We start from the raw sequence: 25,078 nt of genomic DNA on the forward strand, positions 1-25,078 counted from the left end.
GTCAGGACCGTAGGCTCCTTCGATGGCGCGTGCTTGACCGACACCCCCCTACCGACCCTCCGAGGACGGATTCCGCCATGCCTCGTCCGACTGCCGCACAGCTCGCCTACGGTTCGGCCACCGTCTTTTTCTCCACCCTCGCGATGCTGCTGCTGTCGCAGACGCAGACCGGGATCGGGATCGCGGTCATCGCCATCGCCGGACTCGGGCTCGGGCTGCTGGTCGCCATGACGGTGCCGATGCCCGAGGTGCCGCGGGTGGTCCGCCGGCGTGCCGGACGGGCCAAGTCGCCCGCCGTACCCGCCCCTTTGCGGGCCGTCCCGTCACCGTCCGGACGCATCCGGCGGGCGGGTTCCGCATCCCGTGGCGGCTGGGGGAAGGTCACCGAGCCGGCCGCGGCCGCCCGGGGCCGGCTCGGCGAGCACTCACGCTGACGGGGGCGGGGGCGGGGGCGGAGCCGGGGCCTGCTCCGTGGACACCACCACGGTCTTTGCCGCCTTGTCGTGCAGACACTGCTGATACGGCTTGTCCCAGGTGCACCACAAGACGTTGATCAGCCAGAAGACGAAGCCGCAGCAGGGCACGATCTCCGGCAGCGTGTAGACCGCGGCCCGGGTCCAGCCCGCCTGGGGCGTGGGGATCGAGCCGTTCGAGAGCATCGCCACCCGGATCTTCATCGCCATCTTGCCGAGGGTCTGCCCCCGGCTGCTGAGCATCAGCCCCTCGTAGATCAGATACGCCAGCATGGTGACGCCCGAGACCGTCCACTGCGCGCGGGCCTGGTCGCTGTCGGTACTGAAGTAGTTCACCCCGCCGACGATCACGGACATGATGATGCCCACCGGAACCCCGATGATGATCGCGTCGATGATGCGCGCGACGAGCCGGCGGCCGCGGTTGGCCAACGGCGGCATCCCGGCCAGCGGATCGGCCGGCTGCCCGTACTGCCCGCCGTAGGGATCGCCGGCATACGGGCCGCCCGGGTAGGGACCACTGCCGTAGGGACCACCGCCGTACGGGCCGCCTCCGGGGGGCGGGGTCCCGCCGGGAGGCGGCGGGGGCTGCTGGCCGCCCGGGGGTGGTGCGGCCCCCTCGCCGCCGCCCGAACCGTTGGCGTGGTTGTTGCGCGGGGAGCCGTTCTCGCGGGAAGAGCTGTTGCGGGGAGCGCCGCCCGCCGGGGGCTCCTGCGGCTTCTTCAGGAACGGCTCGTCCTCCGGCGGCTCACCGGCGCCGGGCCCGGGCTGGTCGGTACTCATGGCCCGAGTCGACCGCTTGTCGCGGCCCGCCGCATCCGGCGAAGTCCGTTCGGGGGACCGGCGCCCGCCGGACGGGAACGCCGCCGGCCGCACCCGGACCGCGCCGGCGCACGAGGACCGGCCACCCGGACGGCGGGCAGCCGGTCCCGCGCGCACGCTCAGCCGGACGCGACGAACGTCCGCGCCAGCTTGTCGTGCCAGCACTGGCGCCACGGCCGGTCGAACAGACACCAGGCGGCGTTCAGCACGCCGACCGCGAGGACGCCGAGCACGCCGTAGACGAACCAGCGCTTGAGCGCGGCGCCGAGGGTCGGGGTGTCGTGGCTCTCGATGTCGAGGACCCGGACCCCGCACAGCTTCTTGCCCAGGGTGCGGCCCCACTTGAGGGTCGGCAGCGCCTCGTAGAGCGCACCGCCGATCAGCAGCACGGCCAGGATCGTGGCGAAGACCGGGATGGTCGTGCCGTCGATGAGATAGACCGTCACCTGGCGGCCGGACTGCTTGGCGGCCTCGACCTTGGCGGCGATGTGGTCCGTGACGGTGCCCCACATGGGAACGGCCACCGCGGCGGTGACCGCGCCCAGCACCAAGGTGTCGATCAGCCGGGCCGCGAACCGGCGGCCGAGGCCCGCCGGGTGGCCCTGCGCCGCCTGGAGTGCTTCGTAGAAGGGGTCGGCGGCGGCCGGCGGCTTCCAGGGGATGACACCGTCGGCGTCGGCACCCTGCGGGCCGGACGCGGCCGACGCGGCACCGCCCTGCGCCGGGAAACCGGCCGCGGGCGCCTGCTGACCGGCCGCCTGCTGACCGGGCGGCTGCTGCGCCGGGGTCTGCGGGGCGGGCGCCTGCGGGGCCGCAGCCTGCGGGCGGGAGGCCTGCTGCTGCGGGGGCTGTTGCTGCGGTGCCGGGCGGTTCTGCTGCTGGGGTGCGCCGACGGAGGGGAGCGCCTGCGGGGACCCGGCACCGGGCGACGCGGAGGCCGTGCGGCCGGTGCCCGCGGCGCGGAACGTCATCGTCTCGTGGGCCTTGGCGGGCTCACCGGCGTCCGGCCGGACCGCGCGGATCGCGGTGGTGCCCTGGTCGCCGGAGCCCTTGCCGCGGCGGGCGGCCGGGTTCACCGCGCGGATGGCGACCGTCCCGTCGGACGGGGGCTTGGGGGCGGACGCCTCCGCGGCCTCCACACCGGCCGGTTCCGCGCGCTGCGGCGGCACCGCACCCCACGCGGGGGCGCCCGACGGGGTGCCGGGAGGCGCCTGCTCCGGCGAACCCCAGGAGACCCGGTGGTCGCTCTCGCCGGCGAACCCGGCCTGGCGCGAGGCGTCGGCCCCCCAGGCGGCGCCCGCTTCGGGGCCGGCGCCGTGCAGCCGGGCCGTGTCGTCCCAGTTCGCGGCGGGCGGGGCCGCGAGCTCGCCGCCGCGGCGGACGACCGGCAGCGCGGAGCCCCCGGCCGCGTCCTCCTCGTCGAAGAAGACCGGGCCGGTCTCCTCGACGGCGGGGGCCGCAGGCGGGGCCGCGCCGGGCGGCGGGGCGGGCATGGCCTCGCCGTCGGCCGGGGCCGGCCGGCTGGTGCCCGGCACCCATGCGGCACCGTTCCAGTACCGGATGTAGCCGGGGATGGACGGGTCCGGGTAGAAGCCTGGCGTGGGGCTACCGCCGGCGGATCCTGAGGTAGGGGCGCTCATGTCCGAAGTCCCGTATCTGTACTCGGCCTGTGGAATGTGGAGTGCAGTCTGCCGCAACGCGGCGTCCACATCTATCAGACCCCGGGTTGTGCGGTGCCCATGCCCGCCCACGACCACCTGGAAGAGGCGCGGGAAAAAAGTTGTACGAAGTCGCGTAATGGTCCGGCTCCCTGCGGCTCTCCTACCCTGCGGGCCGCGTTCCGGGCGTCCGCAGGGAACGAGGAAAGGCGGACGTCATGTACACCGTGGTGGAGCGAGAGCTGGAGTTGGTCCTGGTCCGATCGCCGGAGCGAAGCATTCCGGTGCCGGCCCGGCTGACGTACCGGACGGACGACCCCTACGCCGTCCATGTCACCTTCCACATCGGCTCGGACTCCCCGATCCGGTGGACCTTCGCCCGCGAACTGCTCGTCGAGGGCGTGTTCCGGCCGTGCGGTGACGGCGATGTGCGGGCCTGGCCGACCCGGGTGGACGGGCGCAGCCTGGTCTGCCTGGCGCTGGCTTCGCCGGACGGCGAGGCGCTGCTCCAGGCGCCGGCCGCGGCGGTCTCCGCATGGCTGGAGCGCACCCTGCGGGTGGTCCCGCCGGGGTCCGAGCAGCAGCATCTCGCGCTCGACAAGGGGCTGAGCGACCTGCTGGCCCTGGCGCCGGGGGACGAACTGCGGCCGGGCGGCGCCGCGTCGGAGGAGTCCCCGGACCCCGGGGCGGCGTGACGGGTGAGGTACGGGGACGCGACAGGTGCGGGCCGCCCGGCACCGCACCGCCCGGCGCCCGGCGGTCAGCCGCGGTACGCCTCCAGCAGCCGCAGCCAGACCTCGCTGATCGTCGGGTAGGAGGGCACCGCGTGCCACAGCCGCTCGACGGGGACCTCGCCGGCCACCGCGACCGTCGCGGAGTGCAGCAGCTCCGCGACGCCGTGGCCGACGAAGGTGGCGCCGAGCAGCACCTCGCGGTCCAGGTCGACGATGATCCGGGCCCGGCCGCGGTAGCCGTCCGCGTAGAGGTACGCCCCGGAGACGGCCGCCAGGTCTTGGTCGACCACCCGGACGCGGTAGCCGGCCCGCTCCGCCTCGGCGGCGCTCAGCCCCACCGCGGCGGCTTCCGGATCGCTGAAGACGACCTGGGGGACGGCGCGGATGTCCGCGGTGGCGGCGTGCGCGCCCCAGGGGTCGGACTCCAGGATCGGGACGCCCCGGGCGCGGGCGGAGATCGCGGCGCCGGCGATCCTGGCCTGGTACTTGCCCTGATGGGTCAGCAGGGCACGGTGGTTGACGTCGCCGACGCCGTAGAGCCAGCCGCCGGTCACCCCCTGCACCCGGCAGCTGTCGTCGACGTCCAGCCAGGAGCCGGGCCGCAGACCGACCGTCTCCAGACCGATGTCCTCGGTGCGCGGGGCCCGGCCGGTGGCGATCAGGAGCTCGTCGGCGACGATCTCCTCGCCGGAGTCGAGCACGACGGTGACCGGCCCGCCGGGTGCCTCCCGGCGCACCTCCCGCACCTCGACGCCGGTGCGCAGGAACGCGCCCGCCTCGGCCAGCGACTCGGCGACCAGATGGCCGGCGAACGGCTCCATCCGGGGCAGCAGCCCGTCACCGCGCACCAGCAGGGTCACCGACGCGCCCAGGGCCCGCCAGGCGGTGGCCATTTCGACGCCGACCACGCCGCCGCCGACCACCACCAGACGGCCCGGCACGGTCTTCGCGCTGGTCGCGTCGCGGCTGGTCCAGGGCCGGGCCTCGGCGAGGCCGGGAATGGGGGGCAGCACCGCGCGGCTGCCGGTGCACACCGCGACCGCATGGCGGGCGGTGAGCACCCGGCCGCCGTCGACGACGACCCGGCGGGGCCCGGCCAGCCGGCCCTGGCCGCGTACGAGGTCGACACCGGCCGAGTCCAGCCAGCGGACCTGGCCGTCGTCCTTCCAGTACGAGACGACGGCGTCACGGTGGCCGAGGACGGCGGGGGCGTCCAGGGGGCCGTCGGCCGCGTCCTTGAAGCCGGGGACCCGGCGCGCCTCGGAGCGGACGGTGACCGGGCGCAGCAGGGCCTTGCTGGGCACACAGGCCCAGTAGGAGCATTCGCCGCCGACCAGTTCGCTCTCCACGATCACCGCGCTCAGGCCGGCGGCGTGCGCCCGGTCGGCGACGTTCTCGCCGGTCGGCCCCGCGCCCAGCACGATCACGTCATACGCCTCATCGGCGGCGTTGGTCGCTTCGGTGGCTGCCATCGGCTCTCGCTTCCTGCGTGGGCATGAGGTGGCCCGGTGGGGCCCGACGGTCCTTCTGGCCATCCTCTGCCCAACTGGCCGTCAGCGCATCCGGCGTTCGACCGCTTCCTTGGCCTCGGCGAGCCCGGAGCCGGTGAGCTCGCGGTGCACCTTGATCGCCTGGATCTTCTTGCCCTGGGTCAGCAGCTCGTCGATCTCGGCCATCCGGGGGTCCTCCGGCTCCGCGATCCCGGCGTGTGCGAGCAGCAGGTCCGCCTTCTTCTCCAGCCGCTGGAGCCGGCGCTCCAGGGCCTTGGAACGGCGGTCGGTGGCCGAGGCCACCATGCCGATGGCGAGCACGAGCAGGGCTATTCCGGGGAGCAAGGAGTCCATGGCGGAAAATGTTACGAGGCCGGGGCACGTGCCATGGACACGGCGAGCTGAAAACGGCGTTGCGGGGGCGGGTCCCGCGCGGGTCGGCGACGTGCGTGACGCCGCGCGGCAACTCCGCGCCGGCCGGCCCCCGTTCGCGGGCCGGCCGTTCCTCGCTTCCGCCCGTTCCCCGGTGCCGGGCGCGCCGCCGTCGCCCCCGGTGCGCCCTTACCCGACGTGGACCGCGGTCCAGGCCTTCGCGACGGTCCGGTACTCGGTGCTGCCCTTGCCGTACAGGGCGGCCGCGGCCTTCAGGGTTCCGGCCCGGGCGCCCCTGTAGTCGGTGGTGGCGGTGAACTGGGTGGTCAGCGCCTTGTACCAGATGCGGGCGGCCTTGTCCCGGCCGATGCCGGTGACCTTCGAACCGTCGTAGGTGGGGCTGTGGTACGTGGTGCCGTTGATGACCTTTGTGCCGCTGCCTTCGGACAGGAGGTAGAAGAAGTGGTTGGCCACCCCGGCGGCAAGGTGGGGGTTGTCGAGGCGGCCGATGCCGGGCCGGTAGAAGTCGGGGGACTTGCCGTCCCTGGACGGCTTGTCCATGAAGCGAAGCGGCTTGCCGTCGCCGTAGTAGTTGGCCTTCTCGCCGATGAGGTAGTCGGGAGTGTCCGCCGGGATATCGGCCTGGAACTCCACCATCGTGCCGAAGATGTCCGAGGTCGCCTCGTTGAGCCCGCCGCCTTCGCCGCTGGAGGCGAGCCGGGCGGTGGCCTGGTTGAGGGAGTGCGTGTATTCGTGCGCGACGACGTCCAGCGTGGTGACCGGGTTCTTGCCGTCCTTGCCGTCGCCGAAGAACGAGCCGTTGTCGTCCGAATAGGCGTCGGCCGCATTTCTGCCGTAGTGGACGGTCATGACCGGGCCCTTGCCGTCACCGTGGACACCGCTGCGGCCGAAGGTGTTCTTGAAGTAGTCCCAGGCCTGCTCGGCGGCGAAGTGCGCGTCGACCGCCGCGGACTGGCGGTTTTTCATGGTGCCGTCGCCCCACACGTTGTCCTTGTCGGTGAGGGGTTGTGCGTTGTCGTCGGCGAAGAAGTCGTGGGTGGACAGGCCGCCTCGGGTGGGGTCGACCAGCTCGTAGGTCCCGTTGTGCTCCCGCGTGGTGAGGGTGACCGTGCCGACGCGTACGCCGTGGCCCACGCCGGTCCGGGCCGGGGAGGCCGCGGCGCTCGCGGTCTTCGCCGGGCCGCTCCCGCGGGGTGGGGCCTCGGCGCGGCCGGCGGCGGCCGCCACTCCTTGTACGGCGTGTACGGCGATCAGCGCCGCCGACACTCCCGCCACAGCCACCAGCGCCGGCTTCTTCCGCATCATGCGTGCCTCTCTCCTCAGGTGCTGTCCGCTGCCTCGTACGCTTCTGAAGAGTGCGGAAGGGGCAGGGGCGTGCCGCGGCATCGCGACGCTGTTGCAGAATCGGCAAATTCGCGAGACCGTCGGCGGGTCCGCGGAACGTGGTGCGGCCGCCCGGGACCCGGTCACCGAGCAGTGCGGCCCCGGGCACCGGCGGCAGGTCGGGCCAGAACGGCCGGGCGGGTCAGAACAGCTTGCCGGGGTTGAGGATGCCGAGCGGGTCGAAGACCTGCTTGATGCCGCGCTGCAACTCCACGCCGACCGGCCCCAGTTCGCGGGCCAGCCACTCCTTCTTCAGGACGCCGACGCCGTGCTCCCCGGTGATGGTGCCGCCCAGGTGAAGGCCGAGCGCCATGATGTCGTCGAAGGACGCGCGGGCCCGGCGCGACTCGTCCGGGTCGGCGGCGTCGAAGCAGACGGTGGGGTGGGTGTTGCCGTCGCCGGCATGGGCGCAGACGCCGATGGTCAGGTCGTACTTCTCCGCGATGGCGGCGGTGCCGTCGAGCATCTCGGCGAGGCGGGAGCGCGGTACGCAGACATCGTCGATCATGGTGGCGGAGGCGACCCGTTCCAGCGCGGTCAGGGTCAGCCGGCGGGCCTGCAGCAGCAGTTCGGACTCGGCGGCGGTCTCGGCGGGCACGACCTGGGTGGCACCCGCTGTGGTGCACAGCGCGCCGACGGCGGCGAGGTCGGCGGCCGGATCCGGGGTGTCGAAGGCGGCCAGCAGCAGCGCCTCGGTGCTGTCCGGGAGGCCCATCTGCGCCATGTCGTTGACCGCGCGGATGCTCGTACGGTCCATCAGTTCCAGCAGCGAGGGGGCGTGGCCGCGGGCCATGATCTCGCAGACCGCCGCGCAGGCGGCCGCGGTGGAGGCGAACTCGGCGGCCAGCACGAGCTGCCCGGGCGGCTGCGGCTTGAGGGCGAGGACGGCGCGGACGACGATGCCCAGGCTCCCCTCGGAGCCGACGAACAGCCGGGTGAGGTCGTAGCCCGCCACTCCCTTGGCGGTGCGGCGGCCGGTCGTCAACAGCCGCCCGTCGGCGAGGACGACGTCCAGGCCGAGGACGTACTCGGCGGTGACGCCGTATTTGACGCAGCACAGGCCGCCGGAGGCGGTGCCGATGTTGCCGCCGATCGAGCACTGTTCCCAACTGGAGGGATCGGGCGGGTAGCAGAGGCCGTGGGCGCCGACCGCGCGGGACAGCGCGGCGTTGATGACGCCGGGTTCGACGACCGCGATCCGGTCGACGGGGTTGATCTCAAGGATCCGGTCCATCTTGACCAGGGAGAGCACGAGGCAGCCGTCGGAGGCGTTGGCGGCGCCCGACAGTCCCGTGCGCGACCCCTGCGGGACGACCGGGACCCGCAGCTCCGTGGCCGTCCGCATGACGTGCTGGACCTCTTCGACGGTGCGCGGCAGGACGACCACGGCGGGCGTCCCGGCCTCGCAGAAGCTCGCCATGTCCGTGGCGTAGGAGCCGGTGACGTCCGGGTCGGTGAGGATCGCTTCATCCGGGAGGCCGGCGCGCAGCCGTGCGATGAGGTCCATACCCTCAAGCCTCGCATTCGTGGGCCGTACACGGAAGCGCGTGTACGGCCCACGGCGGCGTGCGGCGCATGCGGCTCAGAGGTTGCCGCGGCGCTCCTGCTCGCGCTCGATCGCCTCGAAGAGGGCCTTGAAGTTGCCCTTGCCGAACCCCATGGAGCCGTGCCGCTCGATCATCTCGAAGAACACGGTCGGCCGGTCCTGGACCGGCTTGGTGAAGATCTGCAGCAGATAGCCGTCCTCGTCGCGGTCGACAAGGATCTTCAGTTCCCGCAGCGTCTCCACCGGCACCCGGGTCTCGCCGGCCCACTCGCCGAGGGTGTCGTAGTAGGAGTCGGGGGTGTCCAGGAATTCCACACCGGAAGCGCGCATCGCCCGGACGCTGGCGACGATGTCGTTGGTGGCCAGCGCGATGTGCTGGACGCCCGGGCCGCCGTAGAACTCCAGGTACTCGTCGATCTGCGACTTCTTCTTCGCGATCGCGGGCTCGTTGATCGGGAACTTGACCTTGAGCGTGCCGTCGGCGACGACCTTCGACATCAGCGCGCTGTACTCGGTGGCGATGTCGTCGCCCACGAACTCCTTCATGTTGGTGAAGCCCATGACCTCGTTGTAGAAGGCCACCCACTCGTTCATCTTGCCGAGTTCGACGTTGCCGACGCAGTGGTCGATGGCCTGGAAGCGCCGCGGCCCGGTCTCCACCAGGGGCTCGGCGGCCACGAAGCCGGGCAGATAGGGGCCGTGGTAGCCGGTGCGCTCGACGAGGGTGTGCCGGGTCCTGCCGTACGTGGCGATGGCCGCCAGGACGACGGTGCCGTGCTCGTCCTCGACCGTGTGGGGCTTCTCCAGGCCGGTGGCGCCGTGCGCGACGGCGTGCTCGTAGGCGGCGCGGGCGTCCGGGACCTCGATGGCGAGGTCGATGACGCCGTCGCCGTGCGCCGCGACGTGGTCGGCGAGGAAGCGGCCCCATTCGGTCGTGGGCTTGATGACGGAGGTGAACACGAACCGGGCGCCGCCGGATTCGAGCACGTAACTCGCGGTCTCGCGGCTGCCGTTCTCCGGGCCGCGGTAGGCGACGCGCTTCATGCCGAAGGCGGTGGAGTAGTAGTGCGCGGCCTGCTTGGCGTTCCCGACGGCGAAGACGACCGCGTCCATCCCCTTGACCGGGAACGGGTCCGCCTGCCGGGCCGTGTCGGGGGTGACGGGCTGGGGGTGCATCGTGGTGTCTGCCATATCCGCAGAGTCCCTCCGATCCACAAGGTGCGCAATAGTTAGCGAATTTCCTGGGCATTATGCATAGCGAAGCGGCGGATCAGTCGGGCTATCTGTACATGATGACCATTGAAATCCAAGGAGCGGGCGATGGCGATCGATCATTTGGACGGGGAGCTGCTGGAGCTGCTCGCGCGCGAGCCGCGGATCGGGGTCCTGGAGGCCTCCCGGCGGCTGGGGGTGGCGCGCGGGACGGTGCAGGCCCGGCTCGACCGGCTTCAGGCGAATGGAGTGATCCGGGGCTTCGGACCGGAGGTGGACCCGGCCGCGATCGGCTATCCGGTGACCGCTTTCGCCACTCTTGAGATCAAACAGGGGCAAGGTAATGACGTACGTGCCCACTTGACGACCGTTCCCGAAGTGCTGGAGCTGCATACAACGACGGGACACGGGGACATGCTCTGCAGGCTCGTCGCTCGGTCGAACGCCGATCTACAGCGGGTGATCGACCGGGTTGTGGGCTTTGATGGGATCGTGCGGGCCTCAACGGCAATCGTCATGGAAAATCCGGTTCCGTTGCGGATCATCCCGCTGGTGAAACAGGCATCGGGAGACTGAACCGAGGAGACCGAGTGAGCTTCTGGGAGTACGTCGGCACCCGGCACGCCCAGCTGCTGACGGATACGTATCAGCACGCCAGCGCCGTCTTCCAGTGCATGGTGCTCGCCACCCTGCTGGGGGTCTTCATCGGCGTCGCGACCTACCGCAGCGAATGGGCGGGCAACCTCGCCACCACGTCCACCGCCACCATCCTGACCATTCCGTCCCTGGCCCTGATCGGTCTGCTGATCCCGATCGTCGGCCTGGGCGTCCCGCCCACGGTGATCGCCCTGACCCTGTACGGACTGCTGCCGGTGGTCCGCAACTGCATCGTCGGGCTGCGCGGGGTGGACCCGGCGCTGGTCGACGCGGCCCGGGGCATCGGGATGTCGCGCGGCGCCCAGCTCTTCCGCGTCGAACTGCCGCTGGCCTGGCCGCCCATCCTCACCGGCATCCGGGTGGCCACCCAGATGCTGATGGGCATCGCCGCCATCGCCGCCTTCGCCTCCGGCCCCGGCCTGGGAAATGAGATCTTCCGCGGGATCGCCTCGCTGGGCAGCGCCAACTCCCTCAACCAGGTGCTCTCCGGAACCCTCGGGATCGCCATCCTCGCCCTGCTCTTCGACGCCGCGTACGTCCTGATCGGACGCCTGACCATCTCCAGGGGGATCCGTGCCTGAGACGCCCGAGACCACCACCACCTCCGGCGCGAGCATCCGGCTGGAGAATCTGACGAAGGTCTATCCGGGGAGCTCCGCCCCCGCGGTGGACAACGTCAACCTGGAGGTCAAAGCCGGCGAGATCGTCATCCTCGTGGGGCCCTCCGGCTGCGGCAAGTCCACCTGCCTGAAGATGATCAACCGGCTGATCGAGCCGAGCTCCGGGCGGATCCGGATCGGCGACGAGGACGTCACCGACATGGATCCGGTCAAACTGCGCCGCACGATCGGCTACGCCATCCAGGCGTCCGGCCTCTTCCCGCACATGACGGTCGCCCAGAACATCGCGCTGGTCCCGAAGATGCTCGGCTGGTCCAAGACGAAGGTCAAGAACCGGGTCGAGGAGATGCTCGACCTGGTCGGCCTGGACCCGGGCGAGTTCCACGGGCGCTATCCGCGCCAGCTCTCCGGCGGTCAGCAGCAGCGCGTCGGAGTGGCTCGCGCGCTCGCCGCCGACCCGCCCGTCCTGCTGATGGACGAGCCGTTCGGCGCGGTCGACCCGATCACCCGCGACCACCTCCAGGACGAGCTGATCCGGCTCCAGCACGAGCTGCACAAGACCATCTGCTTCGTCACCCACGACTTCGACGAGGCCATCAAGATCGGCGACCGTATCGCGGTGCTCCGCGAGCGCTCGCACATCGCCCAGTTCGACACCCCCGAGGCCATCCTCACCAACCCGGCCGACGACTTCGTCTCCGGCTTCGTGGGCGCCGGAGCGGCACTCAAGCGGCTGAATCTGACCCGCGTACGGGACGTGGGCGTGGTCGACTTCCCCACCGCGAGCATGGACGACCCGCTGGAGTCCATCTTCGAGCGGCTGCGCTCCGGCCCCCACAACGATCTGCTGCTGCTGGACCACAACGGGCGCCCGTACAAATGGCTGCGCCGCGGCGATCTGTCCCTCGCCAAGGAGTCGCTGGCCCGGGCCGGCACCCTGGTGGCCGACACGGTGACCCGGGACGCGACGCTGCGCGACGCCCTGGAGGCGGTGCTCACCGACAACGCGGGCCGGGTCGCGGTCACCGGGCGGCGCGGTGAGTACACCGGCGTCGTCGACATGGTGACGCTGATGAACAACGTCCACGAACTGCTGGAGGCGGACCGCCTCGAAGCCATCGAGCAGCAGCACCGGCTCCGGGAGCAGCGGGCCCGGCAGACCCAGCTGGCCCAGGAGGGACTGGACGACGCGAGCGCCACCGAAGGCGGCCGGGCATGAGTCCCCGCGACGGGAGCAGCCCCGGCGAAACCGGCCCCCGCCACCGGCACCCCAGCGACCACGAGGCGCTGGCCTTCCGTGACGGGGTCGAGATGGAGGAGCGGGAGCTGGCGGCCGGTGAGGAGCCCGCCCCGTCCGCGCCGCCCGGTGCGCGCCGGATCAGCTGGCAGAAGTGGACCTTCATGCCGGCCTTCCTGGTCGTCGCGCTGCTCCTCACCTGGCTGTGGTTCCGCGGCGCCCGGCTGGACTCGATCGCCCACCAGGCGGTGGACAACGGCAAGGTGTGGCTGGCGCTGCAGCAGCACATCCAACTCACCGCGATCTCCACCTTCTTCGTACTGATCATCGCGATCCCGCTGGGCATCGCGCTGACCCGGGGCAAGCTGAGCCGGGCCACCCCGGTCGCGATGGCCTTCGCCAACCTCGGGCAGGCGGTACCGGCGCTGGGTCTGCTGGTCCTGCTGGTCATCTGGCTGGGTATCGGGGCCCGTTCGGCGATCGTCGGCATGGTCATCTACGCCGTGCTGCCGGTCCTCGCCAACACCATCGCCGGGCTGCGCGGTATCGACCCGACGCTGACCGAGGCGGCCCGCGGCATCGGCATGTCCGCGAGCGGGGTGCTGACCAAGGTCGAACTCCCCCTGGCCGTCCCGCTGATCCTGGCCGGCGTCCGCACCGCGCTGGTCCTGAACGTCGGCACCGCGACGCTGGCCACCTTCGGCGGAGGCGGCGGCCTCGGCGACCTGATCTCGGCGGGCATCGTCACCCAGCGGATGCCCGTCCTGATCCTCGGATCCGTGCTGACCGTGGCGCTCGCCCTGCTGGTCGAATGGCTGGCCTCGCTCGCCGAACTGCTGCTGCGGCCGCGGGGGCTGGAGGTGGGGGAATGACGACGCACCGTCGGCACCCGGCCGTCCGCCGCCCCGGACGGCGCCGGGCCCGCCCGGCCGCCGCACTGCTCGCCCTCGGCGCGCTCGCTGTCCTCGGCGGATGCGGCCTGGTCAGCGGCAGTGCGATGTCCGACACCGTGCTGCCCGGCCCGAAAGCCGACTACCCGGACCGCCCGCTCACCGGCGCGCATCTGACCGTGACCTCCAAGGAGTTCACCGAGCAGATCGTCCTGGGCCAGATGATGGGGCTGGTCTTCGAGGCGGCCGGCGCCCTGGTCATCGACAAGACCAGCATCCAGGGGTCGATCGGCGCGCGGGAGGCCGTCAAGACCGGCACCGCGGACGCCGCGTACGAGTACACCGGCACCGGCTGGATCACCTATCTCGGCCACACCAAGCCGATCGTCAACCCCCGGCAGCAGTGGAAGGCGGTCCGCGACGAGGACCGGAAGAACGGCATCGTCTGGCTGCCCGCGTCGACCCTGAACAACACCTACGCGCTGGCGCTGAACACCGCCAACCAGAAGAAGCTGGGCGTGCACACCCTCTCGGAGGTCGCGGCGCTGTCCCACAAGAACCCCGGCGCCGTGACGATGTGCGTGGAGAACGAGTTCGCCACCCGCAACGACGGCCTGCCGGGCATGGCGCGCGCGTACGGCATGAACGTGCCGTCCGCCAACATCCGCAAGATGACCGGTGGCGTCGTCTACACCGAGACGCAGAAGGGCACCTGTGCGCTGGGCGAGGTGTTCACCACCGACGGCCGGATCAAGGCGATGAATCTGCACGTCCTGGCCGACGACAAGCACTTCTTCCCCAACTACAACGTCGCCCCCGAGATCAACGCCAAGGCCCTGAAGAAGTACCCGGCCATGGCCGAGGTCCTGGCGCCGGTCACCAAGGCCCTCAACAACACCGTCGCCCAGGAGCTGAACCGCAAGGTCGACGTGGACGGCGAGGACCCGCACGAGGTCGCGAAGAACTGGCTGATCCAGGAGGGGTTCATCAAGGCGGGGTGATCAGCCGGCGGGGACAGGGGCGGAGCGCGGGCAGCACGACGGCCCGGTCCCGTCCGCGGCCCGGTCCCGTCCGCGGCTCAGCGGCCGCAGCTGGGAACCTTGCCCCCGGTCTGCAGCGCCTTCAGGGCCTGCACCGCACCGTCGAGCGTGGTGACCGGGATCAGCCGCATCCCCTTCGGCAGCTCCGCCTGTGCGTCCGTGCACTCCTTGCGCGGGACCAGGAAGACCGAGGCACCGTCGCGGTGCGCGGCCTGGGTCTTCAGCGGGACCCCGCCCACCGCGCCCACTGTGCCGCCGGCGGTGATGGTCCCGGTGCCGGCGATGGTGCGCCCGCCGGTGAGGTCCTTGCCCGCGCCGTCGCCGTTCAGCTTGTCGACGATGCCGAGCGCGAACATCAGCCCGGCGCTCGGCCCGCCGACGTCCGCGAGGCTCAGCTTGACCTTGATGTCCTTGGCGGACTTGCCGACCGCCCCGAGCGCGGCGCTGGTGGCGGAGTTCTGGGACTCCCGCATCTGCTGCGCGTTGTGCTCGGCGATCTCCTCGGTGTTGTTGCCCACCGGGTAGACCGCCTCGCGCGGCATCACGGCCTCGTCCGTACGGAACCAGCCCTTGATCATGTCCGGCAGATGGACGGAGGCGTCCGGGCCGGTGGCCACGATCGAGGTCATCCGCAGCTGCCCGCTCGTCTTCCGGGTGGCGGCACCGGTGATGGTGATCACCGGCTTGCCCTTGTCGTCACCGAGGACATTGGCCGTCATGCCCGGATAGGCGATCGAGTACGGCAACGGCGCGAACGCCGCGGTGACGAGGAGGGCGAGAACGAGGGCGCTGCAGACCGCCAGAGCGCGGGCACGTGAAGACACCCCGCCACCCTAATTGACACCTGCCTCACCAGGACGTTAAGGCGCTGCGACCTCACCACACAGCCACCGCGCCTTCACACCCCGCGGTCGGTCGCCGGACCGGCGTGCGCCGGGCCGCCTCAGCGCAGCGCCTCGGACACCTCGCGGGCCGCGTCGACCACCCGCGGTCCGATCCGTTCGGAGACCGTGTCGGCGAGCATCACCACGCCCACGCTCCCCTCGATGCCGCTCACCCCGAGCAGCGGTGCCGCGGCGCCGCTCGCCCCGGCCTCCAACTCCCCGTGTGTCAGGGCGAGTCCGGCGTCGTGGGTACGGCCCTGCCGGGCCTTGAGGATCGCCCGCCCGGCGGCCCCCCGGTCCAGCGGATGACGGAAGCCGGCCCGGTAGGCCACGTGGTAGTCGGTCCAGGTCGGCTCCACCACGGCGACGGCCAGCGCCTCCGTACCGTCGACCAGGGTGAGGTGCGCGGTGGCCCCCACGTCCTCGGCGAGCGCGCGCAGCGCGGGGAGTGCGGCCTCCCTGACCAGCGGATGCACCTGGCGGCCCAGGCGCAGCACGCCCAGCCCGACCCGGGCCCGGCCGCCGATGTCACGGCGTACCAGGGCGTGCTGCTCCAGCGTGGCCAGCAGGCGGTAGACCACGGTGCGGTTGACGCCGAGCTTGTTGGACAGCTCGGTGACGGTCAGCCCGTGGTCGGTGTCGGCGAGAAGTTTGAGGACACGCAGTCCTCTGTCGAGAGTCTGGGAGGTCTCTGCGGTCACGACGCCCCCTCCTGGGTGAGTGGCGGCGCTCCGACGCGACGCGCTGCGAGTCCCGGAACAGCGCGCGAGGGAGGCCGCCGGCCGCATGGCACCGGCTGCGCTCCGCGGCGGCGCTGCCACGGGGCGTGTAGGTGACCGGGACAGTAGCGATCCGGTCCGGTGAGCGGAAGAGTCCGTCCAGAATCCGGTCCCCCCTGCCCGGAATATCCCGATAGGTCCGTCCAGACCGTGCCCTGTGGTGTTTCAGCGATCGCTACGTGTGTTCCAGGGAGGGGTACGCGTGTTCACCGACCGATACGCAAGCGATACGCAGCGGCCACGGGAGCAACGCCGTGCCCTGCCCTGGACCCCGCGGAAACGGGGGTGAGCCGTCGCGCACCCGGAAAACGACCGTGGGCCGGCACCCCGCCACTGCGGAACACCGGCCCACGGGCCACGGGTCGGAAGGGTCGCGGCCCACCGACCACCAGCGGACTCACCGCATCCGCGTGGCCCACTCCCGTACCTTCTTGATCCGCTCGTTCAGCTGCCCGGCGGTGGCCTCCGCGCTCGGCGGGCCGCCGCACACCCGCCGCAGCTCGGTGTGGATCACGCCGTGCGGCTTCCCGCTCTGGTGGACATACGCCCCGACCAGCGTGTTCAGCTGCTTCCGCAACTCCAGCAGCTCCTTGTGCGTGACCACCGGCCGCCGCTCGGCCGGCAGTTCCAGCAGGTCGGCCTCCTCATCCGGCCGCTTCTTGCTGTGCGCGATCTGCCGGGCCTGCCGCTTCTGCAGCAGCATCTGCACCTGGTCGGGCTCCAGCAGCCCCGGGATGCCGAGGTAGTCCTGCTCCTCCTCGCTGCCCGCGTGGGCCTGCATCCCGAACTCGGCACCGTCGTAGAGCACCCGGTCGAAGACCGCCTCCGACTCCAGCGCCTCGAACGAGAACTGCTCCTGCTCGCCGGTGTCCTCGTCCTGCTCCTTGTTCGCCTCGTCCATCTCCTTCTCGGACTCGGCGTACGGGTCTTCCTCCCCGTCCTTCTTCGGCTTGTCGAGGACGTGGTCGCGCTCGACCTCCATCTCGTTGGCGAAGCCGAGCAGCATCGGGACGGTGGGAAGGAAGACCGAGGCGGTCTCGCCGCGCTTACGGGAGCGGACGAACCGGCCGACGGCCTGCGCGAAGAACAGCGGGGTCGAGATGGTGGTGGCGTACACCCCGACGGCCAGCCGCGGCACGTCGACGCCCTCGGACACCATCCGGACCGCGACCATCCAGCGGTCCTGGGAGTGCGAGAAGTCGTCGATGCGCTGCGAGGCACCGGAGTCGTCGGACAGCACGAGGGTGGCGCCCTCGCCGGTGATCTCCCGGATCAGCTTGGCGTACGCCCGCGCCTGCTCCTGGTCGGAGGCGATCACCAGCGCCCCGGCGTCCGGGATCGACTTGCGCACCTCGCTCAGCCGCTGGTCGGCGGCGCGCAGCACATTCGGCATCCACTCGCCGCGCGGATCGAGCGCCGTGCGCCAGGCCTGCGACACCGCGTCCTTGGTCATCGGCTCGCCGAGCCGGGCCGCGATCTCGTCGCCCGCCTTCGTCCGCCAGCGCATGTTGCCGCTGTAGGAGAGGAAGATGACCGGCCGGACGACGCCGTCGCCCAGCGCGTTGCCGTAGCCGTAGGTGTAGTCGGCCGAGGAACGCCGGATGCCGTCGTTCCCCTCCTCGTACGTCACGAACGGAATCGGGTTGGTGTCGGACCGGAAGGGGGTACCGGTCAGCGCCAGCCTCCGGGTGGCCGGCTCGAACGCCTCCAGGCACGCCTCGCCCCACGACTTCGAGTCACCGGCGTGGTGGATCTCGTCGAGGATCACCAGCGTCTTGCGCTGCTCGATGCGGTTGCGGTGCAGCATCGGCCGTACGCCCACACCGGCATAGGTGACCGCGACGCCGTGGTACTCGCGGCCCAGCGGCCCCGCGCTGTACTCGGGGTCGAGCTTGATGCCGATCCGGGCCGCCGCCTCCGCCCACTGCTTCTTCAGATGCTCGGTCGGCGCGACGACCGTCACCTGCTGCACGACGTGATGGTGCAGCAGCCACGACGCGAGCGTGAGCGCGAACGTCGTCTTGCCGGCTCCCGGCGTCGCGACGGCGAGGAAGTCTCTCGGCTGCGTCTGGATGTAGCGGTCCATGGCCGCCTGCTGCCAGGCGCGCAGCTTGTTCGCGGTACCCCAAGGGGCCCGTCCCGGAAAGGCCGGGGACAGGTGATGGTTATTGGTGGCGCTGGTGGTGGTAGTCACGGTCTCCGTCGGCTGAGGTCGGCGATCGGCAACCGCGTCAGCCTACCGGTGCTCCGGTTCACGCTCCGGGGGTACCGCACCGGGTCACCCTGGGGTGGGACCGAGCTCACATTCGTCCGCCGGCCGCGCCGGGTGGTCGTCGGCTCCGCGCCGTCACCCCTGCCCGGGCCGCAGCCGGCCCGCCACCCCGGCTCCGGCCACGGCCACCACCGCCATCGCCGCGAACACGGCCGCGAAGGCCGCCGGGTGGCTCGTCCCGCCGGCCCCGGCGGTGGCCGCGGGCCCGTCCGCCGCGATCGAGCCGCCGCCGAAGGCCACGAACAGCACCCCGCTGACGCCGACGAAGGTGACATTGCCCAGCGCGTCCGACATCTGTAGGGACGCGGAGTTGCTGCCCGCCTCCTCCGGGCGGGACAGCTTCAGCAACAGCACACCGCCGCTGGAGATGTTCAGGCCCATGCCGAAGCCGCCGACCGTCCACGCCGCCGCGACGATCCAGGACGGCACCCCGTCGAGCAGCGCCAGCGGCACCGTCACGATGGCCGCCGCCAGCAGCACCATGCCCAGCCCCATCAGCCGCTCCCGGTACGGCTCCAGCCGCGGCCGGCTCTGTGCGTACGAGCCGAGCGCCCAAGTCAGCCCGCCCCCGGTGAGGGAGAGGCCGGCCAGGGTGGCGGACAGCCCGCGCTGGGTCACCAGCATCAGCGGGACGAAGCTCTCGGCGGCGACCAGCGACCCGGCGGCCAGCCCGCGCATCAGCACCACGGTCGGCAGACCGCGCGCCGCCCGGAACGTGCCGCGGGGCAGCAGCCGCACGATGCCCGGTACCAGCAGGGCCAGTCCGGCGGCCGCGGGCAACAGCGCGAGCCAGACCGGGTGCTGGCCCGCGTACTGCAGCAGGCAGGCGCCCACCGCGACGGCCAGCGCGAGCAGACAGCGCCGGTTGCCCAGGATCTGCCGCACCCCGTTGCCCGGGCCCGGGCGGGTGCGCGGCAGCGTACGCAGCGCGGGCAGCATCACCGCGAGCGGCAGCAGAATCAGCACCGGGATGGAGAGGAACACCCAGCGCCAGCCGAGCTGTTCGGTGACGGTCCCGGCGACCAGCGGACCGACGATCACCGGCATCACCCAGGCCGCCGAGAACGCCGCCATGATCGAGGGGCGCAGCCGCTCGGGATAGGCGCGGCCGACGACCACATACAGCGAGACCACCACCAGTCCGCCGCCGATGCCCTGCACCCCGCGGCCCGCGAGGAACATCCCCATGCTCCGCGCACCGCCCGCGACCAGCAGCCCCACCCCGAACGCGGCGATCCCGGCGAACAGCGGCGCGAGCGGCCCGCGCCGGTCACTCCACTCCCCCGCCAGCGCCATCGCGAACAGGCTCGCCGTGAAGCAGGCCGAGAAGGCGAAGGCGTACAGACCGATGCCGTGCAGGGCGCGGGCGGCAACCGGCATCGCGGTGTTCACGGCAATCGCCTCGAAGGCAACCAACGAAACGACGGAAACGATGCCGAACGTCAGGCCCCGGTAGGCCCGGCCGAACACCCCGCCGCCGGAGACCTCCTGGTGGCGGGCGGACAGGGTGGGGTGGTGATCGGAGCCGCTGTCGCCGGCCGTTCCGGTCTCACTGGTCGTGCCGATGTCGCTGGTCATTCCCGTGCTACTGGTCGGGCCGATGTCGGTGGTGCTGCCGGTGCCGATATCGGTGGTGCTGCCGGTGTCGTGGGGGCGGTCAGCGGTCATCGGGCCAGCGTAAGAGCCATCCGGTGGCTGCGCCCCTGTCGGGGGACGGGAATCGGATCGGTCATCGGTCCTACGCCGCCCGACCCGCGCGGGTCATCCCACTCGGGTCTCCGCCTCTCCCCCTCCACCCCACGTCGGGCAAGCTGTCCGTATGCCGCACTTCCGCACGTATGACGACGCCGAGCTCCACTACCGCGTGCTCGGCCCGGCCGACTCGCCGCTGCCGCCCCTGGTCTGCCTGGCCGGCGGACCCGGTCGGGACGCCGCGTATCTGGGCGACCTCGGCGGGCTGGCCGCACACCGGCAGCTGATCATTCCGGACAGCCGTGGCACCGGCGCCTCCCCCGCCGCCGACGACCCCTCCCGTTACGCCTTCCCGCAACTCGCCGAGGACATCGAGGCGCTCCGCGCGCATCTGGCCCTGGAGCGCTTCGCACTGCTCGCACACGACGCGGGAGCTGCGGTCGCGCAGGCCTACGCGACACGACACCCACAGCGGCTGACCCGGCTGGTACTGGTCTGCCCCGGCTCCCGGCTCCAGGGCGAACTCCCCGACGACGCCCGGGAGATCTTCGAGGCACGGGCACACGAGGACTGGTGGCCGGAGGCCTCGGTGGCGGTGCAACAACTCACCGAGGCCTCCGACATGAGCGACGTACGGGAGCTGCTGTTCGCCGCGGCACCGCTCGCCTACGGCCGGTGGGACGAGCCGCAACGGGCCCATGCCGCCACGGAAGGCGCACAGTTGGGCCCGGTTCCACGGGCCGGCTTCTGGCAGGGCGTGGACGAGCAGCTGCGACGGGCACTGCTGTCCGGGCTGCGCGAAGTGACCTGCCCGGTGCTGGTGCTGACCGGTGACCGTGACGCGGTGGCCGGCATGCGAGCCGGCGAACTCGTGGCCGCGTCCTTCCCCCACGCGCGGGTACGCCCCCTGCACGAGGTGGGCCACTACCCATGGGTGGACGAACCCGACCTGTTCGCCCCGCTGGTAGCGGATTTCCTGCACACGACCTGACCATTCGCACACTCTGCGCATTCTGTGAACCCTGCATTGCCGCCCATTGCCCCGCATTGCCGCACGTTGCCCCGCATTGCAGCTCTGTGGCACCCGGCCCCACACCCTTGCCGCCCACCCGACCCCGCGGCCTACAGTCGGAACACACCGCAACCCGGCCGTGTGCCCGAGTGGTTCAGGGACTCGCCTGCAAAGCGAGTTACGTGGGTTCGAATCCCGCCACGGCCTCCATTCACCGCATGTCGCGTCAGGTCTCACCGGCCGATGCTCAGCGGCGCCACGAAGCGGTAGATGTCACCGGCCTCGCCGTCGTCCGTGGGGCGGCGTAGTTCGACGAGTGCCAGTGGGCGGTCGACGGGCTCGCCTGTGTCCGGGTCGAAGGCTATGTGGCCGCTGATGCCACGGACGCGGGATCTGCCGTTGGTCTGCTCCAGCATGGCCAGGACCATACGGGCGGTGACCTGGTGGGTGCCGTAGACGACGACGGCGTTCCGCGCGGCCTTGCCGATGGTGTACGTGGCGTCATGGCCGAGCATCGCCTGGCCGCTGGCGAGGGCGGTGGTGGGGCCGCCGACCTCTTCGCGGTAGACGCGGGCGAAGTCGGCGAACGGGCCGCTCGGGCCGTTCCCGGTGCCGCCGTAGACCTCCCTGGATATGGCGGGGTGGGTGAAGGCGGTGTAGTAGACCGTCAGTTGGCTGTACTTCCAGCGCTCGGCGAGCATCGCGAGCTCGGCACGGTGCTTGGCGCCTCCGGTGTCGAAGTAGACGCCCAGCGCGCTGGAGCCGGAGAGCACCGTCGTACGGCAGTGCCGGCCGCCCTCGCCGGCCGCCTCGATGAACCGGCGCAGCTCCCGCCCCCGGCCGGCGAAATACACCGCGTCCGGTGGCTTCGGGGAACCGCAGACCTTGTCGGCGACCAGGGACAGCGCGTTGCCCGCCGTCGTCTGCTCGCCCTCCCCGGAGCGGAAGGGGATGACCTCGTCCGCCACCGTCAGGCCGGTGCGCCGCGCCGCCGCGGAGAAGTCCTCGTAGAGGGAGGTGTTGTAGCTGTCCTGCTCGTTGCCGTCCCTGATCACCTGGACGCGGTAGCCGGGGTGCCTGCGCTGCTGTTCCTTGAGGTAGCCGGCGGCGGCCGCGGTCTGGTCGCGGTTGGGGAAGGAGACCCGGTAGAAGCCGGCCATACGGGAACTCAGTCCGTCGGCCGCCACTGTCGCACCGACCATCGGCAGCCCGGCGGCACGCAGCCGCTTGACGGCTCCGGCAGTGCGCTCGTTGCTCTGCCCGAATCCCGCCACGGCGACGAGGTGTTCCTTGTCCCGCATCGCGATGAGCTGGTCGACGACCTGGTTCCAGTGGCGGTCACCGCGGCCGGTGTTGGCGAGCAGCAGCCGTATCTTGGGGATCGTCGAGCGCTCGGCGTTCAGGGCGCGCTGCGCGAGGTAGGCGCCGCTGACGGCCTGCCGGGTGGCCTCCGGCCCCCGGTCGGTGGAACCGCCCGCCATGGCCTCGATGTAGGCGATGGCGACCGACCGCTCCCCGGACTTGGCCACCCTGGCGTTCTCGTCATGGATCTTGCTGCTGAGCCCCTTCATGTTCTCGAAGGCGTACGCGCCGTCCGTGACGCCCACACACTCGCCGCCGGCCACCTCACGGACGCCCTCGCCGCACCGGCCGGCCGTGTCGACGATCCGTACCACGGCCACCGCCACGAGCGCCGCCACCACCAGCGCCGAGACGATCCACAGCCCCCAGCGCCGCGGCGGCCTGGGCGGTTCGAAGAGACGGGTGCTCACAGCCACGGCTCCTTTCCGTACTGCTTCGTCTTCCGCAGCAGCGCCGAGGTCCACGGCACGCTGTCGGCGTGCACCGCCAGGGTGTGGAAGCGGGCCTGGATCTCGCCGTACAGCTCGGCCACCGGGTCGCCGAGCGGATCGCGGTAGGGATCGCCGATCCGGTCCGTACGGGGGTCGTCCGGCGGCTCGGGGCTGATCCAGACCGCCGCGAGCAGCCGGGTGATGGTCCGCAGCCGTTGGTCCACGGCTCCGTCGGCCAGGTGGTCCACCAGTCGTTCGTAGCGCTCCCACAGCGGCTGTTCGAGGGCCTCGCCGGTCTCGGCGAGCGGGGCCCGCCGCAACCGGCACAGCTCCGTGCACCACTCCTCCGGGGCGAGCCGGTCGAAGGCGTCGTCCAGATAGGCGGCAGCTGCCGCGAGCCCGCCGCCCGCCAGCGCGTGGTAGGCCGCGGTGGCCTCGTCCCCGGCGGCGGCCGCCCGGTCCCGCAAGGCGGCATGCACGGTACGCCGCCCGCGGACGCCGGACGCCCCCTCTACGCCTCCGGCCCCGCCCGCCGTCACGGCATCCGGTTCGGGGACCGCGGCGAGCCGGCGCAGCAGCAGAAGACGCAGCAGCGGGTGGGGAGTTTCCGTACGGCCGTCGTACTCCTCGTCGCCGCTGTCGAGATGCATGGTGCGCAGCACGTCCGTACAGAAATCGTTGAACTCCTCCTGGACGCGGGCGCCCGACTCGTCCCACAGCGCCCGGCCCGCCTGCGCCTGGGCCAGGTCGACGGCGGCCGCGGCGCGGGCCAGCGCCTGCGCCAGCTCGCCGCTCGCGTCGATCGGCAACAGCCGCTCCAGCAGGGCGTCGACGAGCTCCGAGGACGGTTGCAGGACCTGCCGCAGCCGCGCCTCCCAACCGGTCTCCGCCGGGCACTCCAGCAGGGCCGCCAGCAGCTGTGCGGTGCCCGCCGGATGGCCCCGGGTGAGTTCGTGCACCACCCAGCCCAGCCATTGCACGCCGTTGTCGGCGGCCGGCGCCGTCACCCGGCGGCCTGCCGACCGCAGCACCTCCTTGGCCTGCTGTTCGACCTCATGCCGGGCGAGATCGCGCAACCGGCCCACCACCAGCCCCTTGACGATCCGCTCGGGGACGAACTTCTCTTCCTCCGCGAGCCATTGGCCGGGCAGTGCCCCGGGGCGCCGCGGCCCGCCGAACGCGAAGCCCTCCAGCGCCGCCGGATAGCTGCCGGCCGTGGCGAGCACCAGCAGCGGATCGGGCGCCTGGGCCTTCCGCCGGGCGTCCAGCAGCGCTTTGAGGAAGTCGTTGCCCAGCGGGCTGTCGACGTTGTCCAGCAGCACCAGGCACTGCGTCGTACGCCGTTTGTCGCCGCCGCGTGAGCCGTACGCCTGCCGCAGGTCGTCCAGGAAGGCGTCGAAGAGCACCGCCTCGGCACGCTGCCGCTCGGCCGCCTCGCGGTCGCCGTAGCGCTGGTTGAGGTCGATCAGGAAGCCGTCGACGGAACCGGCGCCACGGCTGCGGCGCTGGATGCGCGCCAGCCGCCAGCGCACCCGCAGCCGCGCCCAGTGCCGCTGCCACTCCGGCAGCAGGGGGAGCGCGGCGGTCACCGCGGTCGGGGCGCCCAGGACCGTCGCGGCATAGGCGGCGAGGTGATTGATCACCTCCGAGCGGCTGCTCGGCGGCCCGATCAGCGCCGCTTCCATCTGCCGTACGGCGGCGTCCCGGTCGGCCGCTTCCACCCGTGCCGCGACCGCGATGGTCAGCAGCCCGAACGCCGGAAACCGCAGCCGGGCGAAGTCCTTCTTCTTCGCGTTGAGTTGGAAGACCAAAGCGGCCAGCACATCGATCGGCTTACGGCCCTCCTGTCCCAGCGCCGCCAGATCGAGGCGGGCCACCGGGGCCCGCCGGGCCCAGTCCGCCAGATGCCGCAGCACGGTCGTCTTGCCGCTGCCCCGCGGCCCCAGCAGCAGCGTGGCAGGCAACTCGGGCCGGCTGCCCGGCCTGCGTACCAATAACTCCTGGACGTAACGCTCCACGGCCCGGTCCCGACCGGACTCCCCCGCCCATTCCTGCGGCATCCCGCTCCCCCTCGGCCTCGCGCTCCCCGTACACCCTGCGATGCCGCGCTTCCCGCGACCCGCGCTCCTCACGCTCCGGCGGCGCTCACTCCGGCCGCCCCAGGATCCTCCAATCCCCGTGCGCCGCAAGCAGCTTTGGCCCATCAGGCCGCTTCTTTCCCCTCGCTTTCTCTTCCCTCGCCGGGCACCGCCTCACCCATCGGAAATCACTCTAAGTGACCCCACTGACAATTCCCGTGACGGAGGGTGCAATCGCAGGTCAGCGGCCCGGCCACTCGAAAACCGAGGAGGAGCGAGATCGGCCACCCGAAAAGCGAGGAGGGGTGAAAGAGGTCGCGGAAGGGGCGCGGCGACCATGCCCCTTCCACGAACGGACGCCATGGAGCGGGTGAGGCGGCGGAGCACGACGTGACCGTCATCGTCGTTGTCCC

21 protein-coding genes and 1 tRNA gene are annotated in these 25,078 nt (G+C 71.8%); 9 read left to right on the forward strand and 13 right to left on the reverse strand.

Annotation, left to right across the window (positions count from 1 at the left end; all coding sequences use genetic code 11):
• The first annotated feature begins 77 nt into the window (after window positions 1–77).
• Window positions 78–434 carry a hypothetical protein gene (locus tag EST54_RS05640; protein WP_129245660.1) on the forward strand — a complete coding sequence of 119 codons (357 nt, stop codon included), beginning with the start codon at window positions 78–80 and terminating at the stop codon, window positions 432–434.
• Here EST54_RS05640 and EST54_RS34525 read toward each other — a convergent pair.
• Both EST54_RS34525 and EST54_RS05650 read right to left on the reverse strand, forming a co-directional pair.
• Window positions 426–1,256, reverse strand: coding sequence for an RDD family protein (locus tag EST54_RS34525; RefSeq protein WP_167511489.1), 831 nt, complete (start codon window positions 1,254–1,256; stop codon window positions 426–428). The two genes, EST54_RS05640 and EST54_RS34525, sit on opposite strands and share 9 nt — an antisense overlap.
• A 158-nt stretch (window positions 1,257–1,414) precedes the next feature.
• Window positions 1,415–2,935, reverse strand: coding sequence for an RDD family protein (locus EST54_RS05650; protein ID WP_129245662.1), 1,521 nt, complete (start codon window positions 2,933–2,935; stop codon window positions 1,415–1,417).
• 236 nt (window positions 2,936–3,171) lie between these two features.
• On the opposite strand from EST54_RS05650, the gene EST54_RS05655 reads away from it, so the two are divergent.
• Entirely contained in the window at window positions 3,172–3,648 is a 477-nt protein-coding gene (locus EST54_RS05655; RefSeq protein WP_129245665.1) for an SsgA family sporulation/cell division regulator, read from the forward strand.
• A 65-nt stretch (window positions 3,649–3,713) separates the two neighbouring features.
• Here EST54_RS05655 and EST54_RS05660 read toward each other — a convergent pair whose 3' ends face one another.
• The 5 genes from EST54_RS05660 to hppD form a co-directional block, all read right to left on the reverse strand.
• Window positions 3,714–5,159: a dihydrolipoyl dehydrogenase family protein gene (locus EST54_RS05660; protein WP_129245667.1), complete on the reverse strand. Its 1,446-nt coding sequence runs from the start codon at window positions 5,157–5,159 to the stop codon at window positions 3,714–3,716.
• Between the two features lie 81 nt (window positions 5,160–5,240).
• Entirely contained in the window at window positions 5,241–5,531 is a 291-nt protein-coding gene (locus EST54_RS05665; RefSeq protein ID WP_129245668.1) for a ribosomal protein L7/L12, read from the reverse strand.
• 207 nt (window positions 5,532–5,738) lie between these two features.
• Window positions 5,739–6,875 carry a M4 family metallopeptidase gene (locus tag EST54_RS05670; protein ID WP_129245670.1) on the reverse strand — a complete coding sequence of 379 codons (1,137 nt, stop codon included), beginning with the start codon at window positions 6,873–6,875 and terminating at the stop codon, window positions 5,739–5,741.
• Between the two features lie 220 nt (window positions 6,876–7,095).
• Window positions 7,096–8,460, reverse strand: coding sequence for an FAD-binding oxidoreductase (locus EST54_RS05675; protein ID WP_129245672.1), 1,365 nt, complete (start codon window positions 8,458–8,460; stop codon window positions 7,096–7,098).
• A 75-nt stretch (window positions 8,461–8,535) separates the two neighbouring features.
• Window positions 8,536–9,690, reverse strand: a complete 1,155-nt coding sequence (gene hppD, locus EST54_RS05680; protein WP_129245674.1) for a 4-hydroxyphenylpyruvate dioxygenase — start codon at window positions 9,688–9,690, stop codon at window positions 8,536–8,538.
• A gap of 129 nt (window positions 9,691–9,819) precedes the next feature.
• Between hppD and EST54_RS05685 the strand changes: the two genes are divergently transcribed.
• From EST54_RS05685 to EST54_RS05705, 5 genes are read left to right on the forward strand one after another with little or no spacing between them, the layout of a single operon-like run.
• Window positions 9,820–10,287 (forward strand): Lrp/AsnC family transcriptional regulator, encoded by a 468-nt coding sequence (locus EST54_RS05685; protein ID WP_129245676.1) that lies wholly within the window; start codon window positions 9,820–9,822, stop codon window positions 10,285–10,287.
• 14 nt (window positions 10,288–10,301) lie between these two features.
• On the forward strand, window positions 10,302–10,949 hold the full coding sequence (locus EST54_RS05690; protein ID WP_129245678.1) for an ABC transporter permease: 648 nt from the start codon (window positions 10,302–10,304) through the stop codon (window positions 10,947–10,949).
• Window positions 10,942–12,207, forward strand: coding sequence for a betaine/proline/choline family ABC transporter ATP-binding protein (locus tag EST54_RS05695; RefSeq protein WP_129245680.1), 1,266 nt, complete (start codon window positions 10,942–10,944; stop codon window positions 12,205–12,207). The genes EST54_RS05690 and EST54_RS05695 overlap by 8 nt, the downstream gene beginning before the upstream one ends.
• Window positions 12,204–13,097, forward strand: a complete 894-nt coding sequence (locus EST54_RS05700; protein WP_129245682.1) for an ABC transporter permease — start codon at window positions 12,204–12,206, stop codon at window positions 13,095–13,097. The genes EST54_RS05695 and EST54_RS05700 overlap by 4 nt, the downstream gene beginning before the upstream one ends.
• Window positions 13,094–14,116 carry a glycine betaine ABC transporter substrate-binding protein gene (locus EST54_RS05705; RefSeq protein WP_239013244.1) on the forward strand — a complete coding sequence of 341 codons (1,023 nt, stop codon included), beginning with the start codon at window positions 13,094–13,096 and terminating at the stop codon, window positions 14,114–14,116. Before EST54_RS05700 ends, EST54_RS05705 begins: the two co-directional genes overlap by 4 nt.
• 77 nt (window positions 14,117–14,193) lie before the next feature.
• Here the strand turns inward: EST54_RS05705 and EST54_RS05710 are convergent, their stop codons facing one another.
• The 4 genes from EST54_RS05710 to EST54_RS05725 all read right to left on the reverse strand — a co-directional run bounded on the left by EST54_RS05710 (window position 14,194) and on the right by EST54_RS05725 (window position 19,758).
• Window positions 14,194–14,979 (reverse strand): S16 family serine protease, encoded by a 786-nt coding sequence (locus tag EST54_RS05710; RefSeq protein ID WP_129245684.1) that lies wholly within the window; start codon window positions 14,977–14,979, stop codon window positions 14,194–14,196.
• A 119-nt stretch (window positions 14,980–15,098) separates the two neighbouring features.
• Window positions 15,099–15,740 (reverse strand): IclR family transcriptional regulator, encoded by a 642-nt coding sequence (locus EST54_RS05715; RefSeq protein WP_006605329.1) that lies wholly within the window; start codon window positions 15,738–15,740, stop codon window positions 15,099–15,101.
• Window positions 15,741–16,215: 475 nt separating this feature from the next.
• Complete coding sequence (locus EST54_RS05720) at window positions 16,216–18,012, reverse strand: DEAD/DEAH box helicase (protein ID WP_129245686.1); 1,797 nt, start codon at window positions 18,010–18,012, stop codon at window positions 16,216–16,218.
• Window positions 18,013–18,165: 153 nt separating this feature from the next.
• Window positions 18,166–19,758: an MFS transporter gene (locus EST54_RS05725; protein ID WP_129245688.1), complete on the reverse strand. Its 1,593-nt coding sequence runs from the start codon at window positions 19,756–19,758 to the stop codon at window positions 18,166–18,168.
• 151 nt (window positions 19,759–19,909) lie between these two features.
• Between EST54_RS05725 and EST54_RS05730 the strand changes: the two genes are divergently transcribed.
• Together EST54_RS05730 and EST54_RS05735 are read left to right on the forward strand one after the other, a co-directional pair.
• Window positions 19,910–20,773: an alpha/beta fold hydrolase gene (locus tag EST54_RS05730; protein ID WP_129245689.1), complete on the forward strand. Its 864-nt coding sequence runs from the start codon at window positions 19,910–19,912 to the stop codon at window positions 20,771–20,773.
• Between the two features lie 156 nt (window positions 20,774–20,929).
• Window positions 20,930–21,004 (forward strand) — tRNA-Cys (locus EST54_RS05735).
• A gap of 23 nt (window positions 21,005–21,027) precedes the next feature.
• Here the strand turns inward: EST54_RS05735 and EST54_RS05740 are convergent.
• Together EST54_RS05740 and EST54_RS05745 are read right to left on the reverse strand one after the other, a co-directional pair.
• Window positions 21,028–22,566 carry an ABC transporter substrate-binding protein gene (locus EST54_RS05740; protein ID WP_129245691.1) on the reverse strand — a complete coding sequence of 513 codons (1,539 nt, stop codon included), beginning with the start codon at window positions 22,564–22,566 and terminating at the stop codon, window positions 21,028–21,030.
• A complete protein-coding gene (locus tag EST54_RS05745) occupies window positions 22,563–24,647 on the reverse strand; it encodes an ATP-binding protein (protein WP_129245693.1) in 2,085 nt (694 codons plus the stop codon). Before EST54_RS05745 ends, EST54_RS05740 begins: the two co-directional genes overlap by 4 nt.
• Window positions 24,648–25,078: the final 431 nt, after the last annotated feature.

It is taken from the genome of Streptomyces sioyaensis (assembly GCF_004122735.1).
Taxonomy (GTDB): domain Bacteria; phylum Actinomycetota; class Actinomycetes; order Streptomycetales; family Streptomycetaceae; genus Streptomyces; species Streptomyces sioyaensis.